This is a genomic window from Arthrobacter sp. StoSoilB19 (assembly GCF_019977275.1).
In the GTDB taxonomy this organism is placed as follows: domain Bacteria; phylum Actinomycetota; class Actinomycetes; order Actinomycetales; family Micrococcaceae; genus Arthrobacter.
Map to the genome: position 1 here is coordinate 1641605 of NZ_AP024650.1, position 21114 is coordinate 1662718.

Genomic DNA, 21114 nt, shown 5'->3' on the forward strand with positions numbered 1-21114 from the left:
AAAGTCGAGCAATGAACGAAAGTGCTCCGGACGCCGGGACGCTCCGGAGTTTCCTGTCCGGAGATGCCCGCGAGCTCGCCCCGCAGCTGCTTGGCGCCGTACTGACGCACCAGTCCCGGGACGGCGCGGTGTCCATCCGGCTCACCGAGGTGGAGGCCTACCTTGGGCCCGAGGATTCGCTCCATCCGGACCCGGGCTCGCATACCTACCGGGGCCCGACACCCCGCAATGCGCCAATGTTCGGCCCCGCCGGGCACCTCTACGTCTACTTCACCTACGGCATGCACCACTGCACCAACATTGTCTGCGGCCCGGCAGGCGTTGCGTCCGCCCTGCTGCTGCGGGCAGGGGAGGTGGTGGACGGACTTGAACTGGCGCAACGGCGCCGTCCGACGTCGAGAACGCCCGCCGACCTGGCCAGCGGTCCGGCCCGCCTGGCCAAAGCGCTTGGATTGACGACGGCGGACAGTGGCCGGGACGCGCTGGCTCCACCTTTCGGCCTGGAGCTTCCCTCCTGCACCGGCGGTCCGGTAAGTACTGGCCCGCGGGTGGGCGTGGCCGGCGCCGGGGGATCGGCGGAATACGCCTGGCGATTCTGGCTCACCGGCGACCCCACCGTCTCCAAATACAAGGCTGCCAAGCCCCGGATCCGGAAGCAGCCGGCACGTTGACTGCCGGCTGCAACGTTTCACAAGCGTTAATGGAAATGGTTGTAGAATGGACGGTCTGTCTTTCGCGATAGGGGAACGTTAATGCACGACGCCGAATTGGCCCACGAACGGGAGTATGTAGCCGGCCTGTATGCCCGGCTGGAGGAACTCCGGGAGGAAAAGCGCCGCCAGCTGGCGCAGGTCCGGCGCGCCGGAGCCGTGGGCACCATGCAGAACGTTTCGGAACGTGATGCGTTCGCTGCACTGTATGAGGACCGCCTGGCCCAGCTGGACGCCGTCGATGACCGGCTGGTGTTCGGCCGCCTGGACCTGGACTCCGGTGAAGCCCAGTACATTGGCCGCATCGGGCTTACCACCGAGGACCTGCAGCGGCTGATGGTGGACTGGCGTGCGCCCGAGGCCGGGCACTTCTACCAGGCCACGGCCTTCGACCGGCAGGGCGTCCGCCGCCGCCGGCACCTGATCCTGCAGGGGCGGGACGTCAAGGCGATCGAGGATGACGTCCTGGATGCGGGGATGCTTACCGACGACGAATCGCTGCAGGGCGAAGGGGCCCTGCTCGCGGCCCTGAACTCCAAGCGGACCGGCCGCATGTCGGACATCGTCAGCACCATCCAGTCGGAACAGGACCGCATCATCCGGTCCTCCATTTCCGGCGCCGTCGTGGTCCAGGGCGGGCCGGGCACCGGCAAAACCGCCGTGGCCCTGCACCGGGCCGCCTACCTGCTGTACACCCACCGTGACCGCCTCAAAAGTGCCGGCGTGCTCCTGGTGGGGCCGTCGTCGTCGTTCATGAAGTACATCGAACGGGTGCTGCCCTCGCTCGGGGAAACCGGTGTCGTCATGGCCAGCGTGGGCCGCCTGATGCCCGGCATCAATGCCGTTCCCGAAACAGATGCGGACGTGGCAGCCCTGAAGGGCCGCCTGGACATGGCCGCGATCGTGGCCAACGCCGTGTCCAACCGCATGCGCGTCCCCGCGCAGAACCGGATCCTTGAAGTGGACGGCCGCAAGCTCACCCTCACACCCCGGCAGGTCCGGCGTGCAAGGGAACGTGCCCGCGCCACCGGAAAGCCGTACAACGAGGCACGCGTGACGTTCGTGAAGATCCTGCTGCGCGAGCTGACCGAACAGATGACCGAGCTCGTCGAAGCCGGCAACCTCGGCAACAACGCGGACCGCTCGTACCTTGCCGAAGATGTCCGGACGGCCCGCGATGTGCGGATTGCGCTGAACCTGTGCTGGATGCCCATGACGCCGGAGAAGCTGATCTCGGATCTGTTCAGCAAGCCGGAGGTGCTGGAATTCTGCACCCCCAACCTGACCCCGGCCCAGCGGGCGCTGCTGCAGCGTCCCGCGGATGCCCCGTGGACGGAATCGGACGTGCCGCTGCTGGACGAGGCCGCCGAACTGCTCGGCGAGCTGGACCCGGCCGCCGGGCGCGGACTGGCCCAGCAGGAGCATGACCGTGCCCGCGACCTTGCCAACGCCAAGCAGACCCTGGTCAACATGCAGGCCGCGGGCGTGGACCCCCTGATGTCCGCGGAGGAACTGGCCGAGCAGAACCAGGAACAGGAAGGGCGGCAAACCGCTGCCGAACGCGCAACGAGCGACCGCACCTGGGCCTTCGGGCACATCGTGGTGGATGAGGCGCAGGAACTCTCACCCATGCAGTGGCGGCTCCTGGTCCGGCGCTGCCCGCTGAAGTCCTTCACCATCGTGGGCGACATCGCGCAGACCAGCTCTGTGGCCGGAGCCAACTCGTGGCAGGGGGCGCTTGCTCCGCTGTTCGGTGACCGCTGGCAGCTGGAGGAGCTGACCGTCAACTACCGCACCCCCTCGCAGATCGCCGAAGCCGCCGTCAGGATGGCCAACGCGGCTGGCCTGGTGGTTTCCGCGCCGAAGGCCGTTCGTGAGGGGCGCTGGGCGCCCATCATCGACGAAGTAGGGAACGGCGCGGTGGTCGGCCGGCTCGTGGAGGTCCTCCCGGAAGAACTTGACGCGCTCGACGGCGGCCTGCTCGCCGTGATCGCCGATGGTGACCTCCTGCCCCAGGCCACAGCAGCACTGCGAGCCGTGTATGGGCGACGGATCGGCACCGGCGCCGGCAGCTACGAGCAGGACATCGTGGTGATCAGCCCGCGCGAGGCCAAGGGCCTGGAGTTCGACGGCGTGGTGGTCCTGGAACCATCCGTCATGCTTAACCATGAGCACGGCAAGGTGGGGGACCTGTACGTAGCCATGACACGTGCAACACAGCGCCTGCGGCTGATTGCCTCGCAACCCGTGCCTGCCGGGATTGCCGGCTGACCCGGCGCCGGGCGTTACTGCTAACTTAGGAAGCGTGCCAGAACTGAACAACCTCGAACCGCAGCGCAACGATCCCACTTTCGCCAACATTTGGCAGGAACTGAAGTGGCGTGGGCTGGTCCATGTGTCCACCGACGAAGCAGAGCTTGAGAAGCTCCTCGCCGACGGGCCGGTCACATACTATTGCGGCTTCGACCCCACCGCCCCGAGCCTGCACCTGGGAAACCTCGTCCAGCTCCTGGTCATGCGGCGGCTGCAGCTGGCCGGGCACAAGCCACTGGGACTCGTTGGCGGCTCCACGGGTATGATCGGCGATCCCCGCCCCACCGCTGAACGAACCCTGAACACCAAGGACACGGTGGCGGAGTGGGTGGGCTACCTGCAGGCCCAGGTCAGCCGCTTCCTCAGCTTCGAGGGTGACAACGCTGCCAGGATCGTAAACAACCTGGACTGGACGGCGCCCTTGAGCGCCATCGACTTCCTGCGTGAAGTGGGCAAGCACTTCAGGGTTGGAACGATGCTGCGCAAGGACGCCGTGGCATCCCGCCTGAACTCCGACGAGGGCATCAGCTACACCGAGTTCAGCTACCAGATCCTGCAGGGCATGGACTACCTGCAGCTCTACCGCGACTACGGCTGTGTGCTGCAGACCGGTGGTTCGGACCAGTGGGGCAACCTCACCAGCGGTACCGACCTGATCCGCAAGGTGGAGGGCAAGAGCGTCCACGCCCTGGGAACCCCCCTCATCACCAACTCCGACGGAACCAAGTTCGGCAAGAGCGAGGGCAACGCCATCTGGCTGGACGCGGGCATGTGCAGCCCGTACGCCTTCTACCAGTTCTGGCTCAACACCGCCGACGCCGACGTTGTGGACCGGCTCAAGGTGTTCACGTTCCTCACCCGGGCCGAGATCGAAGAGATCGCGGTTTCCGTGGCCGAGCGTCCCTTTGCCAGGGAAGGACAGCGGAAGCTGGCCTTCGAAGTGACCTCACTGGTGCACGGCGTGGACGCCACCGAAAAAGTCATCGCCGCTTCAGCGGCGCTTTTCGGCAACGGCGACCTGGCCGCACTGGACAAGGCAACGCTCCAGGCGGCTACCTCCGAACTTCCTTCGGCCACGGTGCAGGTGGACGGGATGGGGATCGTCGACCTGCTGGTGGCGTCCGGTCTATCGGAAAGCAAGTCCGCCGCCCGGCGCACCGTTGGTGAAGGAGGTGCCTACGTGAACAACGAGAAGGTGTCCGATCCGGAGGCCGTGATCTCCGAGTCTGAACTGTTGCACGGCCAGTACCTGCTCCTTCGCCGGGGCAAGAAGAACCTGGCCACTGTTGAGGTGCTGGTTCCCTAGCACCTTCACGGTCCGTATGCACGCCCTTCGGCGGCCGATTTGCACGGCCGCTGGGGGGCGTGTATTGTTTTCTGAGTCGCCGCCGCTGAGTGGTGACAAACCCCCAACTTATGAGAAGCAATTCTTGCCGCGCACCGCGTGGGATTGGAGAAATTGCTTCCCGTTGTGCTGGGCGGATTCATTCCACCGAGTGAATTCCGGAAGAAAATCCGGATTTGCGAAAGTGAATATGAATGAAATAAGATGGAAACATCGCAGCGAAGAAATACGGAAAAGAAATTCTTTTGAATTGTTTCCGGGAATATTCGAATGTGTCTGTTGTTTGAGAACTCAATAGTGTGCCAAGTTTGTTGATACCGATTATGTATGTAATTGGTTGATTGTGCTGTGCCGCCACCCCGTGGTGTGCATGGTGTTTTTAGCTGGTTTCAAATTTTGTGCAGCTGTTTCTGCCGTTATTTCCGGTGGTTGTGGTTGTGTCTGTTTTTGTTTTACTTCAACGGAGAGTTTGATCCTGGCTCAGGATGAACGCTGGCGGCGTGCTTAACACATGCAAGTCGAACGATGATGCCAGCTTGCTGGTGGATTAGTGGCGAACGGGTGAGTAACACGTGAGTAACCTGCCCTTGACTCTGGGATAAGCCTGGGAAACTGGGTCTAATACCGGATATGACCTTCCATCGCATGGTGGTTGGTGGAAAGCTTTTGTGGTTTTGGATGGACTCGCGGCCTATCAGCTTGTTGGTGGGGTAATGGCCTACCAAGGCGACGACGGGTAGCCGGCCTGAGAGGGTGACCGGCCACACTGGGACTGAGACACGGCCCAGACTCCTACGGGAGGCAGCAGTGGGGAATATTGCACAATGGGCGAAAGCCTGATGCAGCGACGCCGCGTGAGGGATGACGGCCTTCGGGTTGTAAACCTCTTTCAGTAGGGAAGAAGCGTAAGTGACGGTACCTGCAGAAGAAGCGCCGGCTAACTACGTGCCAGCAGCCGCGGTAATACGTAGGGCGCAAGCGTTATCCGGAATTATTGGGCGTAAAGAGCTCGTAGGCGGTTTGTCGCGTCTGCCGTGAAAGTCCGGGGCTCAACTCCGGATCTGCGGTGGGTACGGGCAGACTAGAGTGATGTAGGGGAGACTGGAATTCCTGGTGTAGCGGTGAAATGCGCAGATATCAGGAGGAACACCGATGGCGAAGGCAGGTCTCTGGGCATTAACTGACGCTGAGGAGCGAAAGCATGGGGAGCGAACAGGATTAGATACCCTGGTAGTCCATGCCGTAAACGTTGGGCACTAGGTGTGGGGGACATTCCACGTTTTCCGCGCCGTAGCTAACGCATTAAGTGCCCCGCCTGGGGAGTACGGCCGCAAGGCTAAAACTCAAAGGAATTGACGGGGGCCCGCACAAGCGGCGGAGCATGCGGATTAATTCGATGCAACGCGAAGAACCTTACCAAGGCTTGACATGAACCGGACCGCTGCAGAAATGTGGTTTCCCCTTTGGGGCTGGTTTACAGGTGGTGCATGGTTGTCGTCAGCTCGTGTCGTGAGATGTTGGGTTAAGTCCCGCAACGAGCGCAACCCTCGTTCTATGTTGCCAGCACGTGATGGTGGGGACTCATAGGAGACTGCCGGGGTCAACTCGGAGGAAGGTGGGGACGACGTCAAATCATCATGCCCCTTATGTCTTGGGCTTCACGCATGCTACAATGGCCGGTACAAAGGGTTGCGATACTGTGAGGTGGAGCTAATCCCAAAAAGCCGGTCTCAGTTCGGATTGGGGTCTGCAACTCGACCCCATGAAGTCGGAGTCGCTAGTAATCGCAGATCAGCAACGCTGCGGTGAATACGTTCCCGGGCCTTGTACACACCGCCCGTCAAGTCACGAAAGTTGGTAACACCCGAAGCCGGTGGCCTAACCCCTTGTGGGAGGGAGCTGTCGAAGGTGGGACTGGCGATTGGGACTAAGTCGTAACAAGGTAGCCGTACCGGAAGGTGCGGCTGGATCACCTCCTTTCTAAGGAGCACCTCCAACTCCTCTGTGCTGGTGAATGCCGGTGTGGGGGGTTGTCAGGAAGCAAGCCCGCAGCATGGACGATTGTTCCGTGGCGGGTGCTCATGGGTGGAATATCAACAAATAGCGGCTGCGTGTTTTTTGTCTTGTCTAGTACGAGCCAGTGATGGTTCTGGAACGGTGGCGGGGGGATGCGTGGTTTAGTGTTTGGCACACTGTTGGGTCCTGAGGCAACAGGGCCGGGGGTTTTCCCCTGGGTTTGTTTGTTTCTGGTTTCCCTGCCGTGACGTTCCGTGCGCCTGTTTGGGTGTGTGGGGTGTGTGGTGTGGGGTTGTTGTTTGAGAACTACATAGTGGACGCGAGCATCTTGTATAAGAAGCAATTTCCAAGATTAATGAACCTGGATCTGGCTGCGCTGTTGATGCCCTTTGGGTGTTGGGGTGTGGTTGGTTTCTGTGGTTCTCTCGAGAAATGTTTTTGATCTTTGTGGTCAAGTTTTTAAGAGCACACGGTGGATGCCTTGGCATTAGGAGCCGAAGAAGGACGTAGGAATCTGCGATAAGCCTGGGGGAGTCGATAACCGGACTGTGATCCCAGGGTGTCCGAATGGGGAAACCCCGCCGAGCGCGCGAGTGACTCGGTGACCCGTACCTGAACACATAGGGTGCGTGGGGGGAACGCGGGGAAGTGAAACATCTCAGTACCCGCAGGAAGAGAAAACAATAGTGATTCCGTTAGTAGTGGCGAGCGAACGCGGATCAGGCTAAACCGTTCCATGTGTGATAGCCGGCGGGCGTTGCATGGTCGGGGTTGTGGGACTTTCCATACCAGTTCTGCCGGGCTGGTGGGGTGTGATGTGCGCGCATAGGTGAACGGTTTTGAAAGGCCGGCCAGAGAGGGTGTTAGTCCCGTAACCGTAATGTGTTTGTACCGCCTGTGAGAGTATCCCAAGTAGTACGGGGCCCGAGAAATCCCGTGCGAATCTGTCAGGACCACCTGATAAGCCTAAATACTCCCTAATGACCGATAGCGGACCAGTACCGTGAGGGAAAGGTGAAAAGTACCCCGGGAGGGGAGTGAAACAGTACCTGAAACCGTGTGCTTACAATCCGTCGGAGCCAGTCTGATTCTGGTGACGGCGTGCCTTTTGAAGAATGAGCCTGCGAGTTAGTGTTACGTCGCGAGGTTAACCCGTGTGGGGCAGCCGTAGCGAAAGCGAGTCTGAATAGGGCGTGTGAGTGGCGTGATCTAGACCCGAAGCGAAGTGATCTACCCATGGCCAGGTTGAAGCGACGGTAAGACGTCGTGGAGGACCGAACCCACTTCAGTTGAAAATGGAGGGGATGAGCTGTGGGTAGGGGTGAAAGGCCAATCAAACTTCGTGATAGCTGGTTCTCCCCGAAATGCATTTAGGTGCAGCGTTGCGTGTTTCTTGCTGGAGGTAGAGCTACTGGATGGCTAATGGGCCCTACAAGGTTACTGACGTCAGCCAAACTCCGAATGCCGGTAAGTGAGAGCGCAGCAGTGAGACTGTGGGGGATAAGCTTCATAGTCGAGAGGGAAACAGCCCAGACCACCAACTAAGGCCCCTAAGCGTGTGCTAAGTGGGAAAGGATGTGGAGTTGCCCAGACAACCAGGAGGTTGGCTTAGAAGCAGCCACCCTTAAAAGAGTGCGTAATAGCTCACTGGTCAAGTGATTCCGCGCCGACAATGTAGCGGGGCTCAAGTACACCGCCGAAGTTGTGGCATTCACATTTTAGCTAAGCCCTTGTGGTTCAGGCGTGTGGATGGGTAGGGGAGCGTCGTGTGGGCGGTGAAGTCGCGGTGTAAACCAGCGGTGGAGCCTACACGAGTGAGAATGCAGGCATGAGTAGCGAAAGACGGGTGAGAAACCCGTCCGCCGAATGATCAAGGGTTCCAGGGTCAAGCTAATCTGCCCTGGGTAAGTCGGGACCTAAGGCGAGGCCGACAGGCGTAGTCGATGGACAACGGGTTGATATTCCCGTACCGGCGAAAAACCGCCCATGCTGAGCGGGGGATACTAACTGCCCGAAGCCTGCCCGAGCGCCCTTGTGGTGTGAGGGTTTTGGTGGAGCGCAGGACCTGATCCCGGGAGGCAAGCGTATTAACAGGTGTGACGCAGGAAGGTAGCCGAGCCGGGCGATGGTTGTCCCGGTCTAAGGATGTAGGGCGAGTGGTAGGCAAATCCGCCACTCATGGTGCCTGAGATCTGATGGGACCCCCGTTTGGGGGGATTTGGTGATCCTATGCTGCCGAGAAAAGCATCGACGCGAGGTTTTAGCCGCCCGTACCCCAAACCGACACAGGTGATCAGGTAGAGAATACCAAGGCGATCGAGAGAATTATGGTTAAGGAACTCGGCAAAATGCCCCCGTAACTTCGGGAGAAGGGGGGCCCCAACCTTGATACACCCTTTGCGGTGTGGAGGGGATCGGGGCCGCAGAGACCAGGGGGAAGCGACTGTTTACTAAAAACACAGGTCCGTGCGAAGTCGCAAGACGATGTATACGGACTGACTCCTGCCCGGTGCTGGAAGGTTAAGAGGACCGGTTAGCCGCAAGGCGAAGCTGAGAATTTAAGCCCCAGTAAACGGCGGTGGTAACTATAACCATCCTAAGGTAGCGAAATTCCTTGTCGGGTAAGTTCCGACCTGCACGAATGGAGTAACGACTTCCCCGCTGTCTCAACCATAAACTCGGCGAAATTGCAGTACGAGTAAAGATGCTCGTTACGCGCAGCAGGACGGAAAGACCCCGAGACCTTTACTATAGTTTGGTATTGGTGTTCGGAGTGGCTTGTGTAGGATAGGTGGGAGACGTTGAAGCCCGGACGCCAGTTCGGGTGGAGTCATCGTTGAAATACCACTCTGGTCACTTTGGACATCTAACTTCGGCCCGTAATCCGGGTCAGGGACAGTGCCTGATGGGTAGTTTAACTGGGGCGGTTGCCTCCTAAAAAGTAACGGAGGCGCCCAAAGGTTCCCTCAGCCTGGTTGGCAATCAGGTGTCGAGTGTAAGTGCACAAGGGAGCTTGACTGTGAGAGAGACATCTCGAGCAGGGACGAAAGTCGGGACTAGTGATCCGGCGGTACATTGTGGAATGGCCGTCGCTCAACGGATAAAAGGTACCTCGGGGATAACAGGCTGATCTTGCCCAAGAGTCCATATCGACGGCATGGTTTGGCACCTCGATGTCGGCTCGTCGCATCCTGGGGCTGGAGTAGGTCCCAAGGGTTGGGCTGTTCGCCCATTAAAGCGGTACGCGAGCTGGGTTTAGAACGTCGTGAGACAGTTCGGTCCCTATCCGCTGCGCGCGCAGGAAATTTGAGAAGGGCTGTCCTTAGTACGAGAGGACCGGGACGGACGAACCTCTGGTGTGTCAGTTGTACTGCCAAGTGCACCGCTGATTAGCTACGTTCGGATGGGATAACCGCTGAAAGCATCTAAGCGGGAAGCTCGCTTCGAGATGAGATTTCCATACACCCTCGGGTGTGAGAGGCCCCCAGCCAGACCACTGGGTTGATAGGCCGGATGTGGAAGCGAGGACTAACGACTCGTGAAGCTGACCGGTACTAATAGGCCAACAACTTACACCACACAGATACATACAAACTCTGCTTGCGTCCACTATGTGGTTCCCAACCAACAACCCCCAACACGCGGGGTTGTCACGGCACGGAACCACCACAACTGAATAACAACACCACAATGTTGTAACCACCAAACTTCCCACCCCCGAACAAAACACCGGGCGGGCGGGTACAAGGGTTACGGCGGTCATAGCGTGGGGGAAACGCCCGGTCCCATTCCGAACCCGGAAGCTAAGACCCACAGCGCCGATGGTACTGCACCCGGGAGGGTGTGGGAGAGTAGGTCACCGCCGGACACACATTGGTCGAGGCCCCAACCACCAGGTTGGGGCCTCCCACATTTAACCCACCAACACCACAACGCGATCCCGCACCTAGGCCCCGTGACGCGCCATCAGGTCCTGTGCGGTTTGTGGGTGACGCGCCATCAGCTTTCGTCCCCTCACCGGAGACGCGCCATCAGCTTTCGTCCCCTCACCGGTGACGCGTCACCAGGTCCCGCGCCACGACAGAAGACTCTCACGAAGTGATGAGGCGTGGCCGGCGAACGGGCAGGATGTGATGGCGCATCCCGCGGAAACGGGCAGGATGTGCTGGGGCGTCGCCTGTGAAGATGGCCACGATACCGCTCCCAAGGGGCCCGCTGTCCCTTGGGATTTTGCGGCTCCACTAGAATTGATGAAGATGTACGGACTTCGAAGCGCTTGATTTCGGGTTGCGTAGGAAACGAAACGAGCGGCTGCAGTTGCGCCAGTGGTCGGCTCACAACAGGAGGAATCCATATGGCCGAGCACAACGGGGGCAACCGCGGCAACGACCGCGGCGCGTTCCGCGGCAACAACAACTCCGGCGGGGATCCCCGCGGATTCCGGTCCCGCTCCGACCGCGACGGCAACAGCCCCTCCCGCGGCGGTTCCGGGGCCGGCGGTGAGCGGAAGCCTTTCGGTGATCGTGATCGTAAGCCGTTTGGTGACCGTCCCCGCCGCGACGGCGAGGGTGACCGTCGCGGTTTCACCGGTGGTACTGGTGGCGGTGAGCGGAAGCCTTTCGGTGATCGTGACCGGAAGCCGTTTGGTGACCGTGATCGTAAGCCGTTTGGTGACCGTCCGCGCCGTGACGGTGAGGGTGACCCCGACCGGAAGCCTTTCGGCGACCGTGATCGTAAGCCGTTTGGTGACCGTCCCCGCCGCGACGGCGAGGGTGACCGTCGCGGTTTCACCGGTGGTACTGGTGGCGGTGATCGTAAGCCTTTCGGGGACCGTGATCGTAAGCCGTTTGGTGACCGTCCCCGCCGCGACGGTGAGGGTGACCGCGACCGGAAGCCTTTCGGGGACCGTGACCGGAAGCCTTTCGGCGACCGTGATCGTAAGCCCTTTGGTGACCGTCCGCGCCGTGACGGTGAGGGCGACCGCCGCAGCTTTGGCGGTGGTGACCGTGACCGGAAGCCTTTCGGTGACCGTCCGCGCCGCGAAGGCGAAGGCGACCGCCGCGGCTTCGGTGGCGAGAACCGCAAGCCGTTTGGTGACAGGCAGGATCGCGCACCGCGCAGCTTCGACCGCGGCGACTCCCGGGCCGAATCAGGTCGTGGCGGCTCCGGCCCCCGCGGCTTTGGCCGCGACCGCCAAGAGGAGCGCCCTGTCCGCGTGCCCAACGCCGCAGACCTTCGCAGCGCCAACCGCCCTGACCGGGAACGCTCACCCGAGATCGATGAGGACGTCACGGGCAAGGAACTGGACCGAGCCACGCACCACCAGATCAAGACCCTTGAGCCCAAGAGCGCAGAGTGGGTTGCCCGTCACCTGGTGATGGCCGGCCGCCTTATCGACGACGAGCCCGAGCTTGCCTTCCAGCACGCCCTCGCCGCCAGTCGTCGTGGCGGACGGCTCGCAGCCGTCCGCGAGGCCGTTGGCCTGACGGCCTATGCTGCCGGCCATTACGGTGAGGCACTCCGCGAGTTCCGCACCTTCCGCCGGATCAGTGGTTCCAACGTGCACCTCCCCGTGATGGCCGACTGCGAGCGTGGCCTGGGGCGCCCCGACCGTGCCCTCGATGTTGCCCGCTCGGAGGAAGCCCGGGACCTTGACGCGCCCGGCAAGGTGGAACTGGCAATCGTGGCAGCCGGTGCACGGACCGATCTGGGCCAGCCGGACGCGGCAGTAGCGGAACTGGAGATTCCGCAGCTGGACATCAACCGTGCCTTCTCCTACAGCCCGCGACTCTTCCGTGCCTACGCCGATGCACTTGCAGCGGTGGGACGCCAGGAAGAGTCGGAAAAGTGGAACCGCCAGGCGGTCGTGGCAGAAAACGCGCTGGGCCAGGGTGCGGACCAGGAACCCGAAATCATCGACCTCGGCTGGGACGAGGAAGAAGAGGCACGGGAAGAGGCTGAGCGACGCCGGCTGCTGGAGCGTGCCTCCGGCGCCGCCGAAGCCGAAGCTCCCGCTGAAACCCCCACCGCCGGTGACGCAGACGCCGAAGCTGAAAGCACCCGCGCTACCGAAGCGGAAGCAGCCCAGGACAGCAACCTGGACGACCAGGACGCCGACTACTTCGTCTCCGACGACGCCGAATCGGACCAGGACTCGGTGGAACGGGACGAGCTGGATTCCGAAGCTGCCGGTGATGCCGAAGCGGAGGACAGCGGTGCCACCCAGCATGATGAAGAACGCCGGGAAGACTGACAAGCATGACTGACGTTTCACTGGTTTCCCGCTTCGATGCACTGCTCGCCGACCTGGACGGCGTGGTCTATGCCGGGCCCCACGCCATTCCCGGAGCTGTGGATTCACTGCAGCAGCTCTCCGGCCTGGGTATCGGCCTGGGCTATGTGACGAACAACGCCTCCCGCTCCCCGGCGGAGGTGGCAGCGCATCTCCGTGAGCTTGGTGCCCCCGCCGAGGACAACCAGGTGGTCAGTTCCTCGCAGGCGGCAGCCGAGCTCCTGGCCTCGCTGCTTCCACCAGGGTCCAGGATCCTCATCACGGGCAGCACGGCGCTTGCCCGCGAAATTGAACTGGTGGGCCTGGTGCCGGTGGGCAGCCAGGCGGAGGAACCGGTCGCGGTCGTCCAGGGTTTCAGCCCAACCATCGGCTGGAAGGACCTGGCAGAGGCCACCTACGTGGTGTCCTCCGGGGCGCTTTGGGTGGCCACCAACACGGACATGTCCATTCCCCACGCGCGTGGCATCGCCCCGGGAAATGGCACCTTGGTTGCCGCTGTCGCTGCTGCCACGGGGCAGCAGCCCAAGGTTGCTGGAAAGCCCGAAGCTCCGCTGTTCCATTCGGCAGCCAAGCGCCTCGGGGCCGAGCGTCCCCTGGTGGTCGGCGACCGGCTGGACACGGACATCCTGGGCGGCAACAACGCCGGCTTTGCCACCGTTGCTGTCCTGACCGGCGTCGACACGCGCGAAACCATTCTGGCCGCGAGGTCTGCGGAACGGCCCAACTACATCATCGAAAACCTGGCCGGCCTGCACCGCCCGTACCCCGAAGTGACGCACGACGACGGCACGTACACGTGCGGCCAGTCAACGGCGCGCGTGGCCAACGGAGCCGTGGGCATCATTGGCAGCCAGGACCAGCTCGACTCCTGGCGGGCCGCATGTGCGGCCTGGTGGGCGGCGACGCCGGACGCCGCAGCCCCGAAGGCGCCCAAGCTGGTGTGGCTGGATCACTAGACTGGTTGAATGACCGAGCTGACCGCACCGGACGACGCGACAGCCCAGCCGGCCCCGGAGTGGCCGCAGCCAGGCGGGATGGACCTCACCGATCCGCGGGTTGCGCAGGCCGTAGCCAGGCTTTTCGACATGCCCGGGCTCCCTGTCCCGGACCACGGGACCGTCTACGACGACCTTCACGATGAACTGCTGGCCGCCCTCAACGCCGATCCCGCAGGCACCGATCCTGCAGACGCCGATCCCGCAGGTGCTGATCCCGCAAAGACCGCCCCCACCGGGACCGGCTCCACACTGCCCGGTCCCGCCGGGGGTGCAGCCTGATGCCGGTTCGCCTCGACCAGGCACTGGTGGCACGCGGGCTGGCGAGGTCGCGCACCCATGCCGCGACGCTCATCGCCGAAGGCAAGGTCAGCTCCGGTGGCCAGGTCCTCGCCAAGGCCTCCCTCCAGGTTGATGACAGCCGGGACCTCGCAGTCGAACACGATGACCAGGACAGCTACGCCAGCCGCGCGGGCCATAAGCTGGCCGGGGCCCTCGACGCCTTCCCCCAAGTTTCGGTGGCGGGCAAGAGGTGCCTGGACGCCGGCGCCTCCACCGGGGGCTTTACCGATGTCCTGCTTCGGCGGGGTGCCGCGCACGTGGTGGCTGTCGACGTCGGACACGGCCAGCTGGTGCCGCACCTCCGCGACGACCCCCGCGTGGACGTCCATGAAGGCATGAACGTCAGGTACATGGCGCCGGAAGACATTGGCGGCCCGGCAGCGCTGACCGTCGCCGACCTGTCCTTTATTTCCCTCACCCTCGTGGTCCAGCCACTGGCCGGCTGCACCGAACCAGGCGGGGACCTGGTGCTGATGGTCAAGCCCCAGTTCGAGATCGGCAAGGACCGCCTGGGCCGCACCGGCGTGGTCAACTCGGAGCGTGAGCGGCGGATGGCCGTGGAGAAGGTGGCCAGGGCAGCGCTCGACGCCGGCCTGGACCTTTGCGGGCTGGCGGCCAGTCCGCTGCCGGGGCAGGACGGAAACGTCGAATACTTCCTGTGGATAAAACGCAGGATCAGCAAAGACTTGCCTAAGATCGAAGAGCGAGAGGCAGCAGCCGCTGCGTTGCTCGGACAAATCTGGCCTAACCACTAGAGAGCGGAACCTGATGAGCAGGCGTGTACTGGTCCTTGCCCACACCGGCCGCGAGGAATCACTGAAAGCCGCCTGGGAAGCCTGCGCCCTGCTGCACGCCTCCGGCATGGTCCCCGTGATGCAGGAGTCCGAACTGGGGGACATGGAAAGGTTTTTTGGGCACCTGGCCCAGCCGGTGGAGGTCCTCCACGACCACGTCCAGCTGCCCGATGTGGAACTCGTCATGGTCCTTGGCGGTGACGGCACCATCCTGCGGGCCGCCGAACTGGTCCGTGAGGTGGATGTGCCGCTGCTGGGCGTCAACCTGGGCCACGTGGGCTTCCTGGCCGAAAGCGAGCGGGCGGACCTTGCCCAGACCGTGGAGTGGGTTGCCAGCCGCGAGTACACGGTTGAAGAGCGCATGACCATCGATGTCCAGGTCTGGGTCCGCGGCCAGAAGATTTGGCACACCTGGGCTTTAAACGAGGCCGCCATCGAGAAGGCCAACCGCGAACGCATGCTCGAAGTCGTGACCGAGGTGGACGAGCGCCCGCTGACGTCCTTCGGCTCAGACGGCATCGTGCTGGCCACCCCCACCGGATCCACGGCCTACGCGTTCTCGGCGGGCGGTCCGGTGGTCTGGCCGGAGGTGGAGGCCCTGGTCATTGTGCCCATCAGCGCCCACGCGCTCTTCGCCAAGCCCCTGGTGGTGTCGCCCAGGTCGAAGCTTGCGGTGGAGGTGCTGGGCCGGACCGACGCCCAGGGCGTGCTGTGGTGCGACGGACGGCGCTCGGTGGACCTGCCGCCGGGAGCCCGCGTGGAAGTGACCAAGTCCGCCACTCCTGTCCGGCTGGCCCGCACCCACCAGACGCCGTTCTCCGCCCGGCTGGTCCGCAAGTTCGAGCTGCCCATCCACGGCTGGCGCGGGCCGGTCCCCAAGTCCGACGCCGTGCACACCGGCCCCATCCCCATTGTGCGGACGCCGCGGCCCATGCCGCCGCTGCCCGTGCCGCATGTGGAGAACTCCGACAGCGATCCCGATCCGTCGACTGCAAAGTGAATCCATGCTTGAAGAACTGAGAATCCGCGATCTGGGCGTCATCACCGACGCAACGCTTCCGCTCGGCCCTGGACTGAGCGTCGTAACCGGCGAAACCGGCGCCGGCAAGACCATGGTGGTCACCGCCGTTGGCCTGCTGCTGGGCGCCCGTTCGGATGCCGGGGCCGTCCGCAGCGGCGCCAAGAGCGCCACCGCTGAAGCAGTCCTGAAGCTCGACGCCGGCCACCCGGCCATTGCGCGTGCCCTGGACGCCGGTGCCGAGGCGGAAGAGTTCGACGGCGGCGCAGAGCTGATCCTGGCCCGGCGCCTTGGTGCGGATGGACGCAGCCGTGCCTTCCTGGGCGGCCGTGCTGCACCCGTGGGCGTACTGGCTGAGATCGGCGAGACCCTGGTGGTGGTGCACGGACAGTCGGACCAGATCCGGCTCAAGAGCGCCACGGCGCAGCGTGAAGCCCTGGACAAGTTCGCCGGCGACACCCTGGCCGGTCCACTGGCCGCCTACCAGGAGCTGTATGGCCGGTGGAAGTCCAGCCAGGCCGAGCTGGACAACCTCCGCAGCGCCGCCCGCGACAGGCTCCGCGAAGCTGAATCCCTGGAGGCTGCCCTTGCCGAGATTGACGAGGTGGATCCGCAGCCGGGGGAGGATGAGCTCCTGAAGGCCGAGGCCGTGAAGCTTGCCAACGTGGAGGAACTGCGGATCGCCGCGAGCACCGCCCACCAGGCACTCATTGCCGAGGACTTTGGTGAAGCCGGTGACGCCACCACATTGGTGGACTCCGCCAAGCGGACCCTGGAGCACGTGTCCGAGCACGATGCGCAGCTGGGCTCCGCAGCCGCCCGGCTGGCCGAGGTGGGCTTCCTGCTTACTGACATCGCCGCCGAGCTGGCCAGCTACCAGGCCAGCCTGGACTCCGAGGGCCCGGAGCGGCTCGCCGAGATCGAGGACCGGCGCGCTGCGCTGGCCAAACTGGTCCGGAAATACGCCCCCACCATCGACGAGGTGCTGGAGTGGGCGGAGCAGGCGCGCGTCCGCTTCGACGAGCTCCAGGACGACTCGTCCCGCATCGAGGCCCTGGACGCTGAGGTGGTCCGCGCCGAGGCGGATCTGAAGAAGCAGGCAGCGGGCATCAGCAGGATCCGCGCCAAGGCCGCAAAGGACCTGTCCGGCCGCGTCAGTGCGGAGCTCAAGGCCCTGGCCATGGCCGATGCCACACTGGTGATCAACCTCGAGCCGACCGGTCAGCTGGGCCCTCACGGCGCGGACGACATCAGCTTCCTGCTGCGGCCGCATTCGGGCGCCCCGGCCCGGCCGCTGGGCAAGGGGGCGTCCGGCGGTGAGCTGTCCCGCGTCATGCTGGCCATCGAAGTGGTGCTTGCCGCCGTCGATCCCGTCCCCACCTTCGTCTTCGACGAGGTGGACGCCGGCGTGGGCGGCCGCGCCGCCGTCGAGATCGGCCGCCGCCTGGCCATGCTGGCACGCCACGTGCAGGTGCTGGTGGTCACGCACCTGCCGCAGGTGGCAGCGTTCGCGGACCAGCACATCACCGTCACCAAGACTTCCGTCAGGGGAGCCGACGGCGGCACCGCCACCGGGTTCACCTCCAGTGACGTCCGCCTCCTCGACGGCCCGGAGCGGGTCCGCGAGCTCGCCCGGATGCTGGCCGGCCAGGAAGACTCCGAAACCGCGCAGGCCCACGCCCAGGAACTGCTGGATGACGCCAAGCTCCTGCCCCAGCGGGCCTGACAGGGACAACCACGGGAGGGACGAATTGATGATAGGCTCGAATTCCGTGGTGCAGCGATCAAATTCCCGTGTAAATTCCCGGTTCCCGGGCTCCTCCAAGACGACGAAGCACATCTTTGTCACCGGCGGTGTGGCGTCCTCGCTTGGTAAGGGACTGACGGCGTCCAGCCTTGGTCACCTGCTCCGGGCACGCGGCCTGTCCGTGACAATGCAGAAGCTCGATCCCTACCTGAACGTGGATCCGGGCACAATGAACCCCTTCCAGCACGGCGAGGTCTTCGTCACAGACGACGGCGCCGAAACGGACCTGGACATCGGGCACTACGAGCGCTTCCTTGATGAAAACCTCGAGGGGTCCGCGAACGTCACCACCGGCCAGGTGTACTCCACGGTGATTGCCAAGGAACGCCGCGGCGAGTACCTGGGGGACACCGTCCAGGTCATCCCGCACATCACGGATGAGATCAAGCGCCGCATGCGTTTGCCCGCCGAGGGCAAGAACGCCCCGGACGTCATCATCACCGAAATCGGCGGCACCGTTGGCGACATCGAATCCCAGCCGTTCCTCGAATCCGCCCGCCAGGTCCGCCAGGACATCGGCCGCGGAAACGTGTTCTTCCTGCACGTCTCCCTGGTGCCGTACATTGGCCCCTCGCAGGAGCTGAAGACCAAGCCCACCCAGCACTCCGTGGCCGCGCTGCGGTCCATCGGCATCCAGCCCGAGGCGATCGTGATCCGTTCGGACCGTGAAGTGCCGGAGGCCATGCGGGAGAAGATCGGCCGCATGTGCGACGTCGACATCGACGCCGTGGTGAACGCCGCGGACGCCCCCAGCATCTACGACATCCCCAAGACCCTGCACGGACAGGGCCTTGACTCCTACATCGTCCGGGCCCTTGACCTGCCCTTCAAGGACGTTGACTGGACCAGCTGGGACAAGCTGCTTGAAGCCGTCCACAACCCCAAGCACCACGTCGAGATTGCCCTGGTGGGCAAGTACATCGACCTGCCTGACGCCTACCTCTCGGTCACCGAAGCGCTGCGTGCCGGCGGCTTCGCCAACGAGGCCAAGGTCAAGATCCGCTGGGTCCCGTCCGACGAATGCGAGACCCGCGAAGGCGCCGTCAAGGCCCTCGACGGCGTGGACGCCATCTGCGTTCCCGGCGGCTTCGGCATCCGTGGACTCGAAGGCAAGCTCGGCGCCCTGAAGTTTGCCCGCGAAACCAAGCTGCCCGTGCTGGGCCTGTGCCTCGGCCTGCAGTGCATGGTGATCGAGTACGCCCGCAACGTGGTGGGCCTGGAGGGTGCCTCCTCCAGCGAATTCGAGCCGGACTCCAAGTACCCGGTGATCGCCACCATGGAGGAGCAGCTGGAGTACGTGGAAGGCCGCGGCGACCTTGGCGGCACCATGCGCCTTGGACTGTACGAAGCCAAACTGGATGAAGGCTCGGTCATCGCCGGAACCTACGGCAAGACCACCGTGAGCGAACGCCACAGGCACCGCTACGAGGTGAACAACAAGTACCGCCAGCAGATCGCGGACAAGGGCCTGGTCTTCTCCGGCACTTCCCCGGACGGCAAGCTGGTGGAATTCGTTGAGCTGCCCGCCGACGTGCACCCGTACTACGTGGCCACGCAGGCCCATCCCGAGCTGAGCTCGCGGCCCACCCGCCCGCACCCGCTGTTCGCCGGCCTGGTCAAGGCTGCACTTGACCACCAGAACGCAGGCCACCAGAACGCGGGCGGCCAGGGTGCAGGCCAGGAGGGCGTTGCCGACACGGCTGTGCCCCCGGCCGGCGAACATGCGGCATCGGGTACCGTTACCGCTAAGTAGTCGATAGAACACACAAAGGACGGCGCGATGCCTGGTACACCTGAAGCCACCCCTGCCAAACAGGTTTCGGATGCACCAAGCCCGCGCCGTCTTTTGTCAACGGAGAAGGTCTACCAGGGCAGGATCTGGGATGTCGTCAGCGACACCTTCCAGCTCTCGGACTCCGGGGACGCCCTCACCCGCGATTACATCGACCATCCCGGCGCCGTAGCCGTCCTGCCCATGAACGCCGAGGGCCAGGTCCTGCTGTTGAAGCAGTACCGGCACCCCGTGGGCATGGACCTCTGGGAGGTTCCGGCGGGCCTGCTGGATGTTGAAGGCGAAGACTTCGTAGTGGGGGCGGCGCGCGAACTGGCCGAGGAAGCGGACCTTGCTGCCGGGACCTGGAACGTCCTGGCGGATGTCTTCAATTCCCCGGGATCCTCCAGCGAGGCCATCCGTATCTACCTGGCCCGTGACCTCACCGAAGTGCCGCACCACGAACGCCACGAACGGACGGACGAGGAGGCGGAGATCGAGTTCCACTGGATCGGCCTGGATGATGCCGTGGCGTCCGTCCTGGCCGGACGCCTGCACAACCCGTCCGCCGTCGTCGGTATCCTGGCTGCCGCTGCCGCCCGCGCCAACGACTATGAAGGCCTCCGCCCCGCCGACGCCCCCTGGCCCGCCCACCCCAGCCAGCGCTGATGGCCCCTCCTTCGGCTGAAGCAGCGCCGGCGTTCGAACCGGGCCCGGCGGAGGCTGCCGCTGCCCCGGCACCTGTACCTTCCGCCATCGACCGTGCAATTACCGACTACCTCCAGCACATGGGTGTGGAACGGGGACTGGCAGCGAATACCTTGGCAGCCTACCGCCGGGACCTGGCCCGCTACGCCCGGTATGTTGCCGCAGCCGGCTGCGGCCGGCCGGAGGACATCACCCGGCACCACGTCACGGGTTACGTCCGCGCCCTGTCGGACGGTTCCGACGGCGGTTCCACCCTGGGCGTCCGGTCCGCGGCCCGGACGGTGGTGGCGGTCCGTGGCCTGCACAAGTTCTGGGCCCTCGAAGGTTATACGCCGGCCGATCCAGCCCGCGACGTCCACCCACCCATGGCAGGTAAACGGCTGCCCAAGGCCATCAGCGTTGACGAAGTGACCCGCATCCTGGAGGCGGCAGGAACGGACACCGCCGCCGGACTGCGGGACCGCGCCCTGCTTGAATTCCTCTACTCCACGGGAGCCAGGATCAGCGAAGCGGTGGGACTGGACGTTGATGACATCTCCCTTGCCGGGCCGGAATCCGGGCCTGCCATTGTCCGGCTGTTCGGCAAGGGGTCGAAGGAGCGGCTGGTGCCGCTGGGCTCCTACGGGGCCCGGGCGCTGGACGCCTACCTGGTCCGCGGCCGGCCGCTGCTTGCTGCCAAGGGCAAGGGCACGCCTGCGCTGTTCCTGAATGCCCGCGGCGGCCGGATCAGCCGGCAGAGCGCCTGGACCATCCTCAAGGCGGCGGCGGAGAAGGCCAACATCACCCGGGACGTCTCACCGCACACGCTGCGGCATTCCTTCGCCACCCACCTGCTCGAAGGCGGCGCGGACGTCAGGGTGGTGCAGGAACTTTTGGGCCACGCATCGGTGACCACAACCCAGGTGTACACGCTGGTCACGGCTGATACGCTACGGGAAATCTACGCGGCCGCTCATCCCCGCGCGCTGGGCTGACGTTCCGCCAGGCAGGGCACGTCCGGCCG

General features: G+C 63.9%; 12 protein-coding genes and 3 rRNA genes. All 15 read left to right on the forward strand.

Annotated elements, in window-relative coordinates:
• The first annotated feature begins 11 nt into the window (after nucleotides 1-11).
• On the forward strand, nucleotides 12-671 hold the full coding sequence (locus LDO86_RS07605; RefSeq protein WP_018771551.1) for a DNA-3-methyladenine glycosylase: 660 nt from the start codon (nucleotides 12-14) through the stop codon (nucleotides 669-671).
• A gap of 81 nt (nucleotides 672-752) precedes the next feature.
• Nucleotides 753-2981, forward strand: a complete 2229-nt coding sequence (locus LDO86_RS07610; RefSeq protein WP_018771550.1) for an AAA family ATPase — start codon at nucleotides 753-755, stop codon at nucleotides 2979-2981.
• Nucleotides 2982-3015: 34 nt separating this feature from the next.
• A complete protein-coding gene (gene tyrS, locus LDO86_RS07615; protein ID WP_018771549.1) occupies nucleotides 3016-4329 on the forward strand; it encodes a tyrosine--tRNA ligase in 1314 nt (437 codons plus the stop codon).
• Nucleotides 4330-4825: 496 nt separating this feature from the next.
• Nucleotides 4826-6348 (forward strand): 16S ribosomal RNA (locus tag LDO86_RS07620).
• A 485-nt stretch (nucleotides 6349-6833) separates the two neighbouring features.
• Nucleotides 6834-9963 (forward strand): 23S ribosomal RNA (locus tag LDO86_RS07625).
• A gap of 172 nt (nucleotides 9964-10135) precedes the next feature.
• Nucleotides 10136-10252: ribosomal RNA gene (rrf, locus tag LDO86_RS07630) — 5S ribosomal RNA — on the forward strand.
• The 16S, 23S and 5S rRNA genes sit together here, the layout of an rRNA operon.
• A gap of 486 nt (nucleotides 10253-10738) precedes the next feature.
• Complete coding sequence (locus tag LDO86_RS07635) at nucleotides 10739-12637, forward strand: hypothetical protein (protein ID WP_018772001.1); 1899 nt, start codon at nucleotides 10739-10741, stop codon at nucleotides 12635-12637.
• Between the two features lie 5 nt (nucleotides 12638-12642).
• Nucleotides 12643-13632 (forward strand): HAD-IIA family hydrolase, encoded by a 990-nt coding sequence (locus tag LDO86_RS07640; RefSeq protein WP_018772002.1) that lies wholly within the window; start codon nucleotides 12643-12645, stop codon nucleotides 13630-13632.
• 9 nt (nucleotides 13633-13641) lie between these two features.
• The gene (locus tag LDO86_RS07645) at nucleotides 13642-13953 is read left to right on the forward strand and encodes a hypothetical protein (protein WP_018772003.1); all 312 of its coding nucleotides are present in this window, start codon (nucleotides 13642-13644) and stop codon (nucleotides 13951-13953) included.
• Nucleotides 13953-14768 (forward strand): TlyA family RNA methyltransferase, encoded by an 816-nt coding sequence (locus LDO86_RS07650; RefSeq protein WP_018772004.1) that lies wholly within the window; start codon nucleotides 13953-13955, stop codon nucleotides 14766-14768. Before LDO86_RS07645 ends, LDO86_RS07650 begins: the two co-directional genes overlap by 1 nt.
• A gap of 13 nt (nucleotides 14769-14781) precedes the next feature.
• A complete protein-coding gene (locus tag LDO86_RS07655; RefSeq protein ID WP_018772005.1) occupies nucleotides 14782-15807 on the forward strand; it encodes an NAD kinase in 1026 nt (341 codons plus the stop codon).
• Nucleotides 15808-15811: 4 nt separating this feature from the next.
• Nucleotides 15812-17551 carry a DNA repair protein RecN gene (recN, locus tag LDO86_RS07660; RefSeq protein ID WP_018772006.1) on the forward strand — a complete coding sequence of 580 codons (1740 nt, stop codon included), beginning with the start codon at nucleotides 15812-15814 and terminating at the stop codon, nucleotides 17549-17551.
• Nucleotides 17552-17579: 28 nt separating this feature from the next.
• The gene (locus LDO86_RS07665) at nucleotides 17580-19385 is read left to right on the forward strand and encodes a CTP synthase (RefSeq protein ID WP_043425657.1); all 1806 of its coding nucleotides are present in this window, start codon (nucleotides 17580-17582) and stop codon (nucleotides 19383-19385) included.
• Between the two features lie 27 nt (nucleotides 19386-19412).
• Nucleotides 19413-20072: an NUDIX hydrolase gene (locus LDO86_RS07670; RefSeq protein ID WP_018772008.1), complete on the forward strand. Its 660-nt coding sequence runs from the start codon at nucleotides 19413-19415 to the stop codon at nucleotides 20070-20072.
• Complete coding sequence (gene xerD / locus LDO86_RS07675; RefSeq protein ID WP_018772009.1) at nucleotides 20072-21085, forward strand: site-specific tyrosine recombinase XerD; 1014 nt, start codon at nucleotides 20072-20074, stop codon at nucleotides 21083-21085. Before LDO86_RS07670 ends, xerD begins: the two co-directional genes overlap by 1 nt.
• The last annotated feature ends 29 nt before the right edge of the window (nucleotides 21086-21114 follow it).